The organism is Lutibaculum baratangense AMV1 (assembly GCF_000496075.1).
GTDB lineage: Bacteria > Pseudomonadota > Alphaproteobacteria > Rhizobiales > Tepidamorphaceae > Lutibaculum > Lutibaculum baratangense.
Map to the genome: position 1 here is coordinate 41,984 of NZ_AWXZ01000013.1, position 14,904 is coordinate 56,887.

The 14,904-nt window shown below is 66.9% G+C and carries 15 protein-coding genes; 5 read left to right on the forward strand and 10 right to left on the reverse strand.

Annotated elements, in window-relative coordinates; translation table 11 throughout:
* Positions 1–591 precede the first annotated feature (591 nt).
* The 4 genes from N177_RS02535 to N177_RS02550 all read left to right on the forward strand — a co-directional run bounded on the left by N177_RS02535 (position 592) and on the right by N177_RS02550 (position 5,200).
* The gene (locus N177_RS02535) at positions 592–1,506 is read left to right on the forward strand and encodes a methionyl-tRNA formyltransferase (protein WP_023430656.1); all 915 of its coding nucleotides are present in this window, start codon (positions 592–594) and stop codon (positions 1,504–1,506) included.
* Between the two features lie 42 nt (positions 1,507–1,548).
* Positions 1,549–3,222 carry a formate--tetrahydrofolate ligase gene (locus N177_RS02540; protein WP_023430657.1) on the forward strand — a complete coding sequence of 558 codons (1,674 nt, stop codon included), beginning with the start codon at positions 1,549–1,551 and terminating at the stop codon, positions 3,220–3,222.
* Positions 3,223–3,389: 167 nt separating this feature from the next.
* Positions 3,390–4,379, forward strand: a complete 990-nt coding sequence (gene dusA, locus N177_RS02545) for a tRNA dihydrouridine(20/20a) synthase DusA (protein ID WP_023430658.1) — start codon at positions 3,390–3,392, stop codon at positions 4,377–4,379.
* 5 nt (positions 4,380–4,384) lie between these two features.
* Complete coding sequence (locus tag N177_RS02550) at positions 4,385–5,200, forward strand: sulfite exporter TauE/SafE family protein (protein ID WP_023430659.1); 816 nt, start codon at positions 4,385–4,387, stop codon at positions 5,198–5,200.
* 7 nt (positions 5,201–5,207) lie between these two features.
* Here N177_RS02550 and N177_RS02555 read toward each other — a convergent pair whose 3' ends face one another.
* From N177_RS02555 to N177_RS02575, 5 genes are all read right to left on the reverse strand, one after another.
* Positions 5,208–5,576, reverse strand: coding sequence for a glyoxalase superfamily protein (locus tag N177_RS02555; protein WP_023430660.1), 369 nt, complete (start codon positions 5,574–5,576; stop codon positions 5,208–5,210).
* A gap of 11 nt (positions 5,577–5,587) precedes the next feature.
* The gene (locus N177_RS02560; protein ID WP_023430661.1) at positions 5,588–7,084 is read right to left on the reverse strand and encodes a phosphomannomutase/phosphoglucomutase; all 1,497 of its coding nucleotides are present in this window, start codon (positions 7,082–7,084) and stop codon (positions 5,588–5,590) included.
* Positions 7,085–7,170: 86 nt separating this feature from the next.
* Positions 7,171–7,668, reverse strand: coding sequence for a TIGR02281 family clan AA aspartic protease (locus N177_RS02565; RefSeq protein ID WP_023430662.1), 498 nt, complete (start codon positions 7,666–7,668; stop codon positions 7,171–7,173).
* 138 nt (positions 7,669–7,806) lie between these two features.
* Positions 7,807–8,520, reverse strand: a complete 714-nt coding sequence (locus N177_RS02570; protein ID WP_023430663.1) for a retropepsin-like aspartic protease family protein — start codon at positions 8,518–8,520, stop codon at positions 7,807–7,809.
* 129 nt (positions 8,521–8,649) lie between these two features.
* Positions 8,650–10,170, reverse strand: a complete 1,521-nt coding sequence (locus N177_RS02575) for a sensor histidine kinase (RefSeq protein WP_051402220.1) — start codon at positions 10,168–10,170, stop codon at positions 8,650–8,652.
* A 258-nt stretch (positions 10,171–10,428) separates the two neighbouring features.
* Here N177_RS02575 and N177_RS02580 point away from each other — a divergent pair, with 258 nt between their 5' ends.
* Complete coding sequence (locus tag N177_RS02580) at positions 10,429–10,908, forward strand: Lrp/AsnC family transcriptional regulator (protein WP_023430666.1); 480 nt, start codon at positions 10,429–10,431, stop codon at positions 10,906–10,908.
* 9 nt (positions 10,909–10,917) lie between these two features.
* On the opposite strand, the gene N177_RS02585 is transcribed toward N177_RS02580, so the two are convergent.
* From N177_RS02585 to N177_RS02605, 5 genes are all read right to left on the reverse strand, one after another.
* A complete protein-coding gene (locus N177_RS02585; protein WP_023430667.1) occupies positions 10,918–11,286 on the reverse strand; it encodes a YbaN family protein in 369 nt (122 codons plus the stop codon).
* Positions 11,287–11,407: 121 nt separating this feature from the next.
* Positions 11,408–12,277 carry an NAD(P)-dependent oxidoreductase gene (locus N177_RS02590; protein ID WP_023430668.1) on the reverse strand — a complete coding sequence of 290 codons (870 nt, stop codon included), beginning with the start codon at positions 12,275–12,277 and terminating at the stop codon, positions 11,408–11,410.
* 91 nt (positions 12,278–12,368) lie between these two features.
* Positions 12,369–13,193: an ABC transporter permease gene (locus tag N177_RS02595; RefSeq protein WP_023430669.1), complete on the reverse strand. Its 825-nt coding sequence runs from the start codon at positions 13,191–13,193 to the stop codon at positions 12,369–12,371.
* Positions 13,190–13,897 carry an ABC transporter permease gene (locus N177_RS02600; RefSeq protein ID WP_023430670.1) on the reverse strand — a complete coding sequence of 236 codons (708 nt, stop codon included), beginning with the start codon at positions 13,895–13,897 and terminating at the stop codon, positions 13,190–13,192. The genes N177_RS02595 and N177_RS02600 overlap by 4 nt, the downstream gene beginning before the upstream one ends.
* A gap of 104 nt (positions 13,898–14,001) precedes the next feature.
* On the reverse strand, positions 14,002–14,775 hold the full coding sequence (locus tag N177_RS02605) for an ABC transporter substrate-binding protein (protein ID WP_023430671.1): 774 nt from the start codon (positions 14,773–14,775) through the stop codon (positions 14,002–14,004).
* Positions 14,776–14,904: the final 129 nt, after the last annotated feature.

Below are 14,904 nucleotides of genomic sequence, written 5' to 3' on the forward strand. Positions count from 1 at the left end.
ATCGGCCCTTTCATTCTTTTTGTGGGCGCGCCATTCTGCCGCCGACGACCAATGACAAAGAGACATGGGAGGAGCTCGGAGACGGATCCCGCCGCCTCACCCTCTTCATCACTCGGTCTGCCGTGTGACGCGGTCTGCGACATCGTCGGCAAGCCTGAGTGGAAGGAGGATCCGGAGTGCGCCAAGCCCGCGAACCGTCTGCCCGAGTTCGGCGAGATGTTCGGCCCGATCGAGTGGACCAGGACCAAGGGCGACGTTCGAGGTCATGGAACGTGAGCAACCGGGCAGGCCCCTTCCTTCGATGAGGGAGATCGCCGAGGACGAGGTCTGCGGGCCACCGGTTCGGTCGCCGAGGTCGATCGTCCCGGGCGCGGCAACGATCCCCTCGGCCGGCTGCCCGGTGACGCCCTCGGACGGCGCGGCGGGGTGAAGCGCTCGGCGGGCATGCCGGCGAGATCCCGTGCGAGGTGCTCGGCCACACCGGTGACGAGGTGAGGGAGATCCAGTCCCCTGGCGCCTTCGGCGAACAGCGGCCCCAGGCCGCAGAGTAACAAGGAGCGCGGCCTCGAGCCGCCCGGAAGGGAGATAGGTATGCGACTGATCGTGATGGGGCAGCAGGCGTTCGGCAAGGACGTGCTCGCAAAGTTGCTCGACGCCGGCACCGACGAGGTCGTCGCCGTCTATTGCGAGCCGGACAAGGAAGGTAAGCCCGTCGATCCGATCAAGGAATACGCGTTGGAGAAGGGCTTGCCGGTCTATCAGCCGGCCAAGTTCGAGGAGGCCGAGACGAAGGAGCTCGCGGGGCTCAATGCCGATCTGATGGTGATGGCCTTCGTCAACGTGTTCGTGCCGGAAGTGACGCGCGACACGCCGACCCACGGCTCGATCTGCTTCCACCCGTCGCTGCTGCCGCTGCACCGCGGTCCGTCGGCCGTGAACTGGCCGATCATCATGGGCTCGGAGAAGTCCGGTTATTGCTGGTTCTATCCCTCTGACGGTCTCGACGAGGGCGATATCCTGCTGGACTGGGAGTGCCCGATCGGTCCCGACGACACGGTGGTCGACCTCTATTTCAAGAAGATCTATCCGTCCGCCGTCGACTCCGTCCTCAAGGTCGTCGACCTCTACCGGGACGGCAATCCGCCGCACAAGCCGCAGGACGAATCGAAGGCGACCTACGAGCGCCGCTGCACGACCAAGCACTCCAGGATCGACTGGCACAAGCCGGTCAAGCAGGTCTACGACCTGATCCGCGGCACCAACCCGGCGCCGGGGGCGTGGACCACGTTTGGCGGCAAGAAGCTCGGAATTTTCGACTGTGCACGCGTGCCCGGAGACGGCATTTCCGGTCGCGTCCGGGCCATCAATGACGAGGGCTTCGAGGTGCAGTGCATCGGCGGCCGCATCCTCGTCAAGCGCGTCCGACCGGAGGGCGAGGGCAAGGTCTCAGCCGCCGATTGGGCCAAGAGCGCAGGCCTCGAAGTCGGCAACGACCTCGGCGAATAAGCAGAACGAAACCCCAGCCTATCCCTAGGGAGAATGACGACAATGGCTAAGACTGACATCCAGATTGCACGCGAAGCGAAGAAGAAACCGATCCAGGAGGTCGGCCAGAAACTCGGGATTCCTTCAGAGCACCTGCTGCCCTTCGGGCACGACAAGGCGAAGGTATCCGCCGACTTCATCCAGTCGGTACAGGACCGGCCGGACGGCAACCTGATCCTCGTGACGGCGATCAACCCGACGCCGGCCGGTGAGGGCAAGACCACGACGACGGTCGGTCTCGGCGACGGGCTCAACGCGATCGGCAAGAAGGCCGCGATCTGCATCCGCGAGGCGTCGCTCGGACCGAACTTCGGCATGAAGGGCGGCGCGGCCGGCGGCGGCTACGCGCAGATCGTGCCGATGGAGGACATGAACCTCCACTTCACCGGTGACTTCCACGCGATCACGACGGCGCACAACCTGCTGTCGGCGATGATCGACAACCACATCTACTGGGGCAACGAGCTCGGCATCGACCAGCGTCGCATCGCGTGGCGCCGCGTGATCGACATGAACGACCGCGCCCTGCGCCAGATCACGTCGTCGCTCGGCGGCGTCTCGAACGGCTTCCCGGCCGAGGCGGGCTTCGACATCACCGTCGCCTCCGAGGTGATGGCGATCCTCTGCCTCGCCAACGACCTGAAGGACCTCGAGAAGCGTCTCGGCGACATGATCGTCGCCTACAGGCGTGATCGCTCGCCGGTCTACTGCCGCGACATCAAGGCCGACGGCGCGATGACCGTGCTCCTCAAGGACGCGATGCAGCCGAACCTCGTGCAGACGCTCGAGAACAACCCGGCCTTCGTCCACGGTGGCCCGTTCGCGAACATCGCCCACGGCTGCAACACGGTCATGGCCACGAAGACCGCGCTGAAGCTCGCCGACTACGTGGTGACGGAAGCCGGCTTCGGTGCGGATCTCGGCGCTGAGAAGTTCTTCGACATCAAGTGCCGCAAGGCCGGTATCGCGCCGAAGGCGGTCGTCCTCGTCGCGACGGTCCGTGCGATGAAGATGAATGGCGGTGTCAAGAAGGACAATCTCGGCCAGGAGAACGTCGACGCCGTCAAGAAGGGCTGCGAGAACCTCGGCCGCCACATCGAGAACCTCGCCAAGTTCGGCGTGCCATGCGTCGTCGGCATCAACCACTTCGTGACCGACACCGACGCCGAGGTGCAGGCGGTGAAGGACTACTGCTCCTCGAAGGGCGTCGAGGCGGTGCTCAACAAGCACTGGGCCGACGGCTCGAAGGGCATCACGGAGATGGCGCAGAAGGTCGTCGATCTCGTCGAAGGCGGCAAGGCGAACTACAAGCCGCTCTATCCCGACGAGATGGGTCTCTTCGAGAAGATCGAGACGATCGCCAAGGAGATCTACCGCGCCGACAAGGTCGTCGCCGACAAGAAGATCAAGGACCAGCTGAAGGCCTGGGAAGACGACGGCTACGGCAAGCTGCCGATCTGCATCGCCAAGACCCAGTACTCCTTCACGACCGATCCGAACTGGCGCGGCGCGCCGACCGGCTTCGAGATCCCGGTTCGCGAGGTCCGTTTGTCGGCCGGCGCCGGTTTCGTCGTGGCGATCTGCGGTGAGATCATGACCATGCCGGGCCTGCCCAAGAAGCCCGCGTCCGAGGTCATCCGTCTCAACGATCAGGGCGAGATCGAAGGCCTGTTCTGATCCGGCTCGGGCCCCGGCGCTCGCGCCGGGCCCTCGCGACACGCACATTCGGGCGCGGGAACCTCTCCCGCGCCCTTTTGTTTTCGCTCCCGGCGCGGGGCACACTTTGCGCGCCGCGGCCTTTCGGCCTATCTCTGTCGGCAGAAGGCCGATCCCCCGCGAAAGTCATGTCCACCTATCCGCACATCTTCTCCGTCGCGCCGATGATCGACTGGACGGACCGGCGCTGCCGGTTCTTCCACCGCCAGCTCACGCGTCGTGCGTTGCTCTACACCGAGATGATCGTCGCCTCCGCGATCCTGCGCGGCGACGCGCGGCGGCTCCTGCGCCACGACGAGGTCGAGCATCCGGTGGCCCTGCAGCTCGGCGGCTCCGATCCCGCCGAACTGGCCGAGGCCGCACGCGTCGGGGCGGAGTTCGGCTACGACGAGATCAACCTCAACGTGGGCTGCCCCTCCGACAAGGTGCAGTCGGGGCGGTTCGGCGCCTGCCTGATGGCCGAGCCGGATCTCGTGGGCCGGTGCGTCGAGGCGATGGCGACGGCCGTCGCCGTGCCGGTCACCGTGAAGTGCCGCCTCGGCATCGACGACCAGGACATCGAGGCCCCGCTCGACGGCTTCGTGGCGCGGGTGGCTGACGCTGGGGCGCAGGCCGTCATCGTGCACGCCCGCAAGGCGTGGCTCCAGGGGCTCGACCCGAAGCAGAACCGCGAGATCCCGCCGCTCGACTACGCCCGAGTGCACCGGCTGAAGGAGCGCTTCCCGGAACTGCCGATCGTCCTCAACGGCGGCCTGAAGACGCTCGAGGATGCGCTGCCGCATCTGGAGGTGCTCGACGGCGTCATGCTCGGGCGCGCGTCCTACCAGACGCCGGCCATCCTCGGCGAGGTCGACCCCCTGTTCTACGGCGAGGGGGAGCGGCGCGATCCTGTCGAAGCGATCGAGGCGATGCGGCCCTTCATCGCGCGGGAGCTCGACGAGGGCACGCCGCTCCACCGCGTGACGAAGCACATGCTGGGCCTCTTCCAGGGGATGCGCGGCGCCCGCCGCTATCGTCAGATCATGTCGGAGGAGGCGAGGGTGCCCGGCTCCGGCCTCGAGGTGCTCGACCGGGCGCTGGCGGCGGTGGATCTCGCCGCTGTCTCCCGCGCGGCCTGACGCGGGTGGGCGCGCTTCCCTGGGCGGACCTCGCGACGCTGGCGGCGGGCCTCGCCGTCGCCGGCCTCGCGGCCGGCTTCCTCGCCGGCCTGTTCGGCGTCGGCGGCGGTGCGGTCGCCGTGCCGGTCCTCTATCAGGTGTTTCTCGTCCAGGGCTTCGATCCCGACATCCGCATGCATGTCGCGATCGGCTCCTCGCTCGGCGTCGTGGTACCGACAGCCATCCGCTCCTTTCTCGCGCACAAGCGGCGCGGTGCCGTCGACATGCAGCTCCTCAAGCGCTGGGCGCCCTGGATCGTGACGGGTGTCGCGGGCGGCGCGGCGATCGCCAACCTCGTTTCCGGCGAGGAGATGAAGATCATCTTCTCCGTCCTGATCGCCGTTCTCGGCGCGCGCCTGATCATCGGCACCGGCAACATGAAGCTCTCCGACAGGATGCCGGGGCCGGTGGTCGCCGCGAGCGGGCTCGTCATCGGCTCCTCGTCGGCCCTCATGGGGATCGGCGGCGGCACGCTCGCCGCGACGGCGCAGATCCTGTTCGGGCGGCCGCTCATCAACGCGATCGCCACGTCGGCGGGTGTGGGCGTCCTGATCGCCGTGCCGGGGGTGATCGGCTTCATCATCGCCGGGTGGGGAGAGGAAGGTCTGCCGCCGTTCTCGCTCGGCTTCGTCAACCTGCCGGCGGTCGCTCTGATGGTGCCGCTGTCCATCGTGACGGCGCCGCTCGGGGTCGCCCTCGCGCACCGGCTGACGAAGCGCACGCTCGAGCTGAGCTTCGGCATCTTCCTCTTGATCGTCGCCTCGCGGTTCCTGTTCGGGTGAGAGGTCGTCAGATCGTCTCGCCGAAGCGGATGCGGTTGCCGAACGGGTCGGTCACCGTCATCTCCCGCATCCCCCACGGCTGCTCCTCGAGCCCCGGCCGGCTGTAGGCGTACCCCGTCGCCGAGATCTCGGCATGCAGCCCGGTCAGGCCGCGCATGTAGACGTAGACGGTCGAGCCGGGGCAGGCATCGCCGTGCTGCTCGCCGAGGTGGAGGGCGAGGTCGCCGCGGGACACCTTGATGTAGAGGGGAAATTCCTCCGCATGCCGATGCTCCCAGTCGATTTCGAGCCCCAGGACGTCGAGGTAGAACTCGCGGGCCTTCGCGACGTCGAAGATCCGCAGGACCGGAACGACGCGCTCGAAGAGCGTCTCCACAGGTTCGCCCTTCAGATCTTCTGGTTGTACTCGCCGACTTCCGGCTGCTGGGAGAGAAAGCCGTCGATCTCGGCGAAGATCGCCCGCATGTTCTCCTCCGAGGTCGGGCTCTCGACGACGACCACGAGCTCGGGCTTGTTCGAGGACGCGCGCACGAGGCCCCAGGTGCCGTCCTCCAGATGAATGCGGACGCCGTTGACGGTGATCAGCTCCTTCACCGCCTGGCCGGCGATCTTCTCGCCCTTGTTGGCCAGCATCTGGAAGTGCTCCGTCGCCCGGTCGATCACGTCGTATTTCTTCTCGTCGTCGCAATGGGGCGACATGGTCGGCGACTGCCAGGTCATCGGCAGGTCGCGGAGAAGCTCGGCCATGCTCCGGCCGGGGTTGCGGTCGAGCATCTCGCAGATGGCGATCGCGGCCACCGCACCGTCGTCGTAGCCGCGGCCGATGGGAGCGTTGAAGAAGAAGTGGCCGGACTTCTCGAAGCCGGCGAGCGCGTGGAGCTCGTTGACGCGGCGCTTGATGTAGGAGTGGCCGGTCTTCCAGTAGTCGACCTTCACGCCGTTCTCGACCAGCACCGGATCGGTCATGAACAGGCCAGTGGACTTCACGTCGACGACGAATTGCGGGTTCTCGTGGATCTTCGAGAGGTCGCGGGCGAGCATGACGCCGATCTTGTCGGCGAAGATCTCGTGGCCCTCGTTGTCGACGACGCCGCAGCGGTCGCCGTCGCCGTCGAAGGCGAGGCCCACGTCGGCTCCGCTCTCCCTCACCGCGTCCGCCAGGGCATGAAGCATCTTCATGTCTTCCGGATTGGGGTTGTAGCGGGGGAAGTTCCAGTCGAGGTCGCAGTCGAGCGGCACGACCTCGCAGCCGATCGCCTGCAGGATGCGGGGCGCGAAGAGGCCCGCCGTGCCGTTGCCGCAGGCGGCGACGACCTTCACCTTCCGCGACAGCTTGTGACCCTCGACGAGGCCCGCGATGTAGCGCTCGCCGAAATTCGGCACGAAGTCGTAGCTGCCCTGGCCGAACTTGAACGAGCCGGTCAGCACGATCTCCTTCAGGCGCCCGATCTCGTCGGGACCGAAGGTCAGCGGGCGCTCCGTGCCCATCTTCACGCCCGTCCACCCGTTGTCGTTGTGGCTTGCCGTGACCATGGCGACGGCCGGCACGTCGAGCTCGAACTGCGCGAAATAGGCCATCGGCGAGAGGGCGAGGCCGATGTCGTGCACGCGGCAGCCCGCCGCCATCAGCCCCTGGGTCAGGGCGAGCTTGATGGAGAGCGAATAGCTCCGGTAGTCGTGGCCGACCACGATATCCGAGCCGACGCCGCGCTCGTGCATGAAGGTGCCGATGCCCATGCCCAGCGCCTGCGCGCCCATAAGGTTCAACTCCGAGCCGAACAGCCAGCGTGCGTCGTATTCGCGAAAGCCGGTCGGCTTCACGAGCGGCGTGTTCTCGTAGGCAGCGGTGTTGCTTTCAACCTTGGAGGTCGGTGTGGGGAACATGTCGGTCCTGCGGGCTGGCACATTCCCATCGGGAGGAATGTCGGTGGATGCGGGGCAGCCGCATTATACGGCTTCGGCGACGCTGCTCAATCGACGAGCACGAGTTGGCCGTTCTTCACCGAGAACTCTCGCAGGCGACCGAGGAACGTCATCCCCAGCAAACTCCGCTGGAGGGCCTCTGGTTTCGCGACGAGCGCCCGCACGTCGCGCACGACGATGTGCTCGACCTCCATGCGGGCGATCGAGACCTCTGCCGCGTAGGCCGTTCCGTTGGCGGTGCTGACCGGCACGTCGTAAGCGAGCGAAGCGGGATTGAAGCCGGCACGCCTGGCATCAGCCTCCGTCAGCACCACCACGCTCGCCCCGGTGTCGGCGATCATGAGGAAGTCTCGCCCGGCGATGACGGCCCGGACGCCGAAATGACCACGGTCGTCGGCCGCGATGCGGACGTCCCTCATGGGGGGCGTGCTGACGGCACTGGCAGTCTCTGCGGCTGTCCGGCCGTCCGGATCGGTCGCCTGCTCGAGTGCCGGCACTGCGACCGCCACGCCCGAAAGCAGCAGGATGAGCCAAAGCCACCGCATCGTGCACCTCCTTCTTCGAGCGCCGGCCCGGAGGCTCGGCAGCACGACGGCTCGATCGCGAGGCGCGAGACTAGCGGGTGCGGGTTGGCATCGCGTGAACGAGACGGGAGCGTTTGCGAGGAGACCGTGAAGGCGGTCTCAATGATGCACCCTCAGGACCATCTGGTCGCCACGCACCTCGTAGGAATCGAGCCTGTCGAGAGCGCTGACACCGAGCAGGTCGAAATCGAGCGTCCCTTCGGGCGCGACGAAGGCGGCCACGTCCCGGAACACCGCCGGCCCGATCTCGAGTGAGGCGATGGTTGCGGGCGCGACGAGCGCCATGCCATTGGCGGTGCGCACCGGCGTGGAGAAGTTGAGCCGGTCGATCGGCAGATCGGCTGCCCGTGCCGTGTTCGCGGTGAGGGTCACGCGGCTCGCCCCGGTGTCGACCATGAACACCGTGTTCGCGCCGTTCACGCTCGCCCGGGCCATGAAGTGCCGGTCGAGGCCGCGGTTGAGCGTGATCTCGGTCAGATCGCCCGTCTGGCTGACGACCGGCAGTCCCGGTACCACCCCGCCGATCGTCCGCTGTGCGATCTCGGCGAGTTCAACGCGATGGGTGTAGAGCCCCATGAGCGTGAAGCCGAACACCGACCACAGGACGATCGCGCGCAACGCCGCGCCCGGCCGCTCGATGAAGCTGGCGAGGAACCCGCCCCCGATCACGAGCAGAAGCGCGCCGAGCGCGGCCGCCGCCGCGAAGCGCTCCTGATCGAGGCCCAGGATGTCCTGCGAGGGGTCGCTGTTGGCGAGGATCAGTCCCGCGAGGACCAGGACGCCGACCCCGGAGAGAGCGAGGCCCGCCCTCATGAGCCGCACGCGAGAAAGGCGCGGGGAAATCGGGAGTGCGAAAGCGGCATGGAAGGGAGATCCCCGCGGGAAAAGACCTCTCCTATGTTGGTTCAACCGCCGCGCCGGGCAAGATCGCTCGCGGGAATGTCAGGCCGCGCGGCCGGCCCTCCGGGGGCGGGATTCCTGCGGCACCGGCGGCAGCGCCTTCATGACGCGGGCACGCGGGAAGATCACGATGACTTCCGTTCCCTCGCGCAGCTTCGTGCGGATGTCGAAGGTGCCGCCGTGCAACTCCATGAGCTTCACGACGATCGGCAGGCCGAGGCCCGTCCCTTCGTCGGCGTTCTTGTGGGCGAGGCTGCCGCGGCCGAAGCTCGACAGGACGGTCGGGATCTCCTCCTGCGGAATGCCGGGCCCGGTGTCCCGGATCGACAGATACTGGCCGCCGCCCGCCGTCCAGCCGACGGTGACGGTGATCTCGCCGCCGTGCGGCGTGAACTTGATGGCGTTGCCGAGCAGGTTGAGGATGATCTGCCGGACCGAACGCTCGTCCGCCCAGATCTTCGGCAGGTCGGGCTCGAAATTCTCCCTGATCGTCATCCCGCGCTCGTTCGCCCGCAGCTTCAGGAGGTGGCGGCAGTCCTCGGCGGTGGCCGCGAGGGAGACGGCCTCTTCCTTCAGCTCGAACCGCCCCGCCTCGATGCGCGACAGGTCGAGGATCTCGTTGATGAGGTTCAGGAGATGCTGGCCGCTCTTGTGGATGTCGAAGGAATATTCCTTGTAGGCCGCGATCTGGTGCTTGCCGAGAAGCTCGTCCTTCAACACCTCCGAAAAGCCGAGTATCGCGTTGAGGGGTGTCCTGAGCTCGTGGCTCATGGTGGCGAGGAAGCGCGACTTCGCCAGGTTCGCCTCCTCCGCCCGCCGGCGTGCCTCGTCCGAGACCGCCTTCGCCTGCTCGAGCTCGGCGATCAGGGAGTCCTTCTCCGCCCTCAGCCCGAACATGATCAGCACCGTCTGGTGGAACTGCCGGGAGAGGATCATGAAGAAGATCTGCGCGCCGGCCGCGATGCCGGCGAGGATGAGGTGCAGCACGTCGGCGACCATCGCGAGCCGGATGATCATCGCGAGCGTCACCGGGATCGTTCCCGCGAGCGCGGCTTCGGGCATGTTCGACGCGGTCAGCGTGCGCATCGCCAGGATCACGATCATGACGGCGAACATGAAGATGACCGGGGAGGTGTCGCCCGGTGCCACGGTGATGAAGGCCAGCGTCGCCCACAGGACGCCGTTCAGGAACTCGGCCGCGTAGAAGCGGCGCTCCCACAGGCGGACGTTGAGGGTGGGCCTGGTGTTCAGCTGCTCGTAGCGCCGGCAGAGGATCGTGAGGATGCCGTTGCCGATCAGGACACCGGTCAACCACAGCGCCACCTCCTGCCACGGCGCCCACACGGAGGTGACACCGGCGATCAGTATGGCCAGCAGCGGGATGACGAGGGCAATGGCGTTCTGGTTCTTCGCATAGGCGAGCAGGAGCTCCCGGTCGAAGGCCGGCTTCGTCCCCGTCTGCGACGTCAGCCGCTCGCGCGCCGCCACCACCTGCGGCGGCGGGGTTCGGCGGCGCGGCTTCTGCTGAGCCGGCGAGGGGGCACTGGCGGGGAACTCTGTCATGACCTTCCGCGGCTAGTCGTGGCGATCCGCCACCGACCAGCTCGGTGTCAGTCGCGGAAACGCACGCCGATGCCGAGTGTTGGGAGGCATTCCTTAAGAACATGTTTGGACATTGTTGCGACTGCGGCTTTCCCGCTCCTGTGACCTGCAGGCATCAGTCGGTGTGCGCGAAAAATCGTTCTACCGACCCGGCCGCCTTGATCGCTGGTTGGACATGTGGTCCTACATGTAGCGATCCATCAGGAACGAGTTTTCGCCATGGCCCTGCTCGACCGCATCGACCGCAAGATCCTCGCCATCCTCCAGGAGGACACGACCATGCCGGTCGCCGAGATCGGCAAGCGGGTCGGCCTGTCGACGACGCCGTGCTGGCGACGCATCCAGCGGCTGGAGGAGGACGGCGTGATCCAGAAGCGCGTGGCGCTCCTCGATCCGATGCGGGTGAAGGCGGGCGTGACCGTCTTCGTGGCGGTCAGGACGAGCCGCCACAGCGAGGAGTGGCTGGCGCGCTTCGCGGAAGCGGTGTCGGAGTTCCCGGAGGTGGTCGAGTTCTACCGCATGTCCGGCGAGGTCGACTATCTGCTGCGTGTCGTGGTGCCGGACATCGCGCGCTACGACCAGTTCTACAAGCGCCTCATCTCGAAGATCGAACTGGCCGATGTCTCCTCGAGCTTCGCCATGGAGCAGATCAAGTTCACCACCGCTCTGCCGCTCGACTATGCGGGCGAGGGCGGCTGAGGACGTGGCTCAAGCGGCCGCGCGGGGGACCGCCGGCCGGGTCAGGACGTAGGAGACCGCCGCCGCCGCGAAGGCTGCCTGCGCGGCGAGCATCCATGCCCCGAGGCCCATCGCGGCGCTGAAGGCCAGGGCGGCGGCGAAGCCGCCGACCGTGCTCAGCTTCAGACCGCGACCGACAGCGCCGTGATCGCGCCAATCGCGGATCGGCGGCCCGAAGCGCTTGTGCTCGACGAGCCAGTCGTGGACGCGCGGCGAGGACTTCGCGAAGCACATGGCCGCGAGGATCAGGAAGGGCACGGTCGGCACGAGTGGAAGCACCAGTGCGACCATGCCCAACGCGATCGCGAGCCAGCCGAGCGCCATCAACAGGTACCGCATGCCGCCGTTTCTCCGTCCGTTCGTCCCGTTTTCGGTCAGGGCATGGGCCTAACCGAGGGATGTGGTGCTTCTTTGGCGAAGCGCTGGCGAAGAAGCGACGGAGGTGCGAGACCGGCCGGACCTACCTCTTCAGCCGCGCGATCAGGCTGGACGTGTCCCAGCGGTTTCCGCCCATCTTCTGAACGTCGACGTAGAACTGGTCGACCAGCGCGGTGACGGGCAGGGTCGTGCCGTTGTTCTTCGCTTCCTCGAGACAGATGCCGAGGTCCTTGCGCATCCAGTCGACGGCGAAGCCGAAGTCGAACGTGCCGGCGGCCATCGTCTCCCACCGGTTCTCCATCTGCCAGGACTGGGCGGCGCCCTTCGAGATGACGCCGATCACCTTGGCGATGTCGAGCCCGGATGCCTGGCCGAAGTTGATCGCCTCCGAAAGCCCCTGGACGAGCCCCGCGATGCAGATCTGGTTGACCATCTTCGTCAGCTGGCCCGCCCCGGCGTCGCCCATGAGCCCCACCATCTTCGCATAGGCCTGGATCACCGGCTCGGCGCGGCTGTAGACCTCCTCGTCGCCGCCGCACATCACCGTCAGCGCGCCGTTCTCGGCGCCGGCCTGTCCTCCGGAGACCGGCGCGTCGAGGAAGCCGAACCCGGCTTCCCGGGCTGCCGCATAGAGTTCGCGCGCGATCGCCGCCGAGGCGGTCGTGTTGTCGATGAAGACGGCGCCCTTCGTCATACCGTGGAACGCGCCGTCGGCGCCGAGCGTCACCTCGCGCAGGTCGTCGTCGTTGCCGACGCACGAGAAGACGAAGTCGCAGCCCTCCGCTGCTGCCCTCGGGGTGGGCGCGTGGCTGCCGCCGAACTGCTCCGCCCACTTCTCGGCCTTCGCGGCCGTGCGGTTATAGACGGTGACGTCGTGACCGCCCTTGTTCTTCAGATGGCCGGCCATGGGATATCCCATGACGCCGAGACCGATGAATGCGACCTTCGCCATGCGCTTCGTGCCTCCCTTCCAGCGTTGCCCCAGGTGATCGTTCCGTCCCGTCGGGTAGCACGCCCGCCGGGGTCTTGGTAGCGCCAGGCGTTTACGTATCGTCGCGGACGAGATGGCGCGTCAGGCGCCTCTCCATGACGTCCCAGAGCCGTCGCAGCGTCTCGACGAGCACGAGGTAGAGGATTGCGGCCCAGATATAGGTCTGGAAATCGAAGCTGCGCGAGAAGGCGCGCCGCGTCTCTCCCATCAGGTCGTAGATCGTGATGATCGAGGCGATCGCCGATCCCTTGATCATCAGCACCACCTCGTTTCCGTAGGGCCTCAGCGCGACGACGAGCGCCTGCGGCAGCACGATGCGCGTCGCGATCACGTAGCGGCTCAGGCCGAGGGCCTGTCCCGCCTCGATCTGCGAGCGCGGCACGGTGCGGATGGCGCCGGCGAGGATCTCGGCCTGATAGGCGGAGGTGTTGAGCGAGAAGGTGAAGACGGCGCAGAACCATGCGTCGCGGAAGAAGGTCCACAGGCCGACCGCGTCGAGCTCCGCCCGGAAACTGCCGGCGCCGTAGTAGACGAGGAACGTCTGCGCGAGGAGGGGCGTGCCCCGGAAGAAGTAGACATAGCCGTAGGCGAGGGCGCCGATGACGGGGTTCGGGGAGAGCCGTCCGGCGGCGACGGGGAGCGAGATCGCGGCGCCGATCAGGAGCGACAGCGTCACGAGCTCGATCGTCGTCCAGAAGCCGGAGAGCATCCGGAAGCCGTAACGCTGCGCGAAATCGGTGGAGAAGGCGCCGACGAGATAGATCGCGAGGAGCACGCCGGCGGCGATCCAGACGCCCATCAGCACGTGGCCGGCGACGCGGGGGGCGTCCCATCGCCGCGCCCGCGGCGGCGGCCGCAGATCGCTCTTGGCGCTCAATGCTCGGCCTCCCCGCGGCGCGACCAGCGGCCGATCGCGCCGAGCGCGAAGGAGGAGAGGATCGAGAGTGTCAGGTAGATCAGGCAGGCGACGGCGAAGAAGAAGAACGGCTCCCGCGTGACGCGGGCGGCGACGCCGCTCTCGCGGACGAGGTCGGAGAGGCCGATCACGGAGACGAGGGCAGTGTCCTTGAGCAGGATCAGCCAGAGGTTCGAGAGGCCGGGCAGGGCGAGGCGGATGAGCTGTGGCAGGATCACGAGGCGGCCGGTCTGCCACGGCCGCAAGCCGAGCGCGCGACCTGCCTCGTACTGGCCGACAGGAATGCCGCGGAACGCCGACAGGAACACTTCGCTCGCATAGGACGAGAAGACGAGGCCGAGCGCGATCATGCCGGCGAGGAAGGGGCTGAGCTCCACCCGTGCATCGGTGAACGGAGCGAGGAGCCGGGTGAAGCCGATTTGCACGCCGTAGAAGACGAGAAACAGCGTCAGAAGCTCAGGCAGGCCGCGAAAGATCGTCGTGTAGACGTTCGCCGCCGACCGGAGCGTCGGCTCCTCCGAGTTCTTGCCCAGAGCCACGACGAGCCCGATCGCGAGGCCGAAGGGCAGTGTCGCGAGCGCAAGGGTGACGGTCACGAGCACGCCGCGGGCGATCTCGTCGCCCCAGCCGGCATCGCCGAAACTCAGGAGAGTGAAGAGCTCCAAGGCGCCTCCCGCCCGCGCGCCGTAAGCTACCTCCGACGCTCCGCCCAGTGGGCTCCCCGGCGCCCTGTCCGCCGGGGAGCGATTTCGGTATCGGAACCCTCGCCTCAGTCGCCGTAGACGTCGAAGTCGAAGTACTTCTCGTTGATCTCCTGATAGGTGCCGTTCTCGCGGATCGCGGCGATGGCGTCGTTGAACCTCTCGCGCAGTTCGTCCTCGCCCTTGCGGATCGCGATGCCGGCGCCTTCGCCGTTGATCTCGGGGTCGAGCGGAAGCGGCGTCAGGATCTTGCAGCAGGCGCCGTCTTCGGAATCGACCCACTCGCTCAGCACGACGACGTCGTCGATGACGCCGTCGAGCCGCCCGCTCGACAGGTCGAGCTTGTACTCCTCCGCCGTCGGATAGAGCCGAAGGTCGGCATCCGGGAACTTCGCCTCGGCGTAGTTCGAGTGCGTGGTCGAGCTCTGGGCGCCCAGCGCCTTGCCCGAGAGGGATTCAGGCGTCGCCTCGGTCAGGTCGCTGTCCTCCGGCACGGCGATTGCCGGCGGCGTGTTGTAGTACTTGTTGGTGAAGTCGACCTGCTGCCGGCGTTCCTCGGTGATCGACATCGAGGCGATGATCGCGTCGAAGCGGTTGGCCTGCAGAGCCGGAATGATACCGTCCCAATCCTGCGTCACGAACTCGCACTCGACCTGCATCTCCTCGCAGAGCGCGTTTGCGATATCGATGTCGAAGCCCATCAGCTGGCCGGAGGCGTCGGTATAGTTGAAGGGCGGATAGGCGCCCTCCGTGCCGATGCGGAGCTTTTCCTGAGCCTGGGAGAAGCCGGTGGCGGCCATGAGGGCGGCGGCGGCAACGGCCAATCGCAACGTGGGACGCATGTTCGTCTCGTTCCTCTGGTGTCTCTGCTTTTTGTCCGGCCGCCGAGTTCAAGTGGCAGCTTGAGCCCATCTTCGACTCTTTCCCCCGACGCGCGCAATACGGGTGACGGAAGGGTAAGTCTCTGCCCG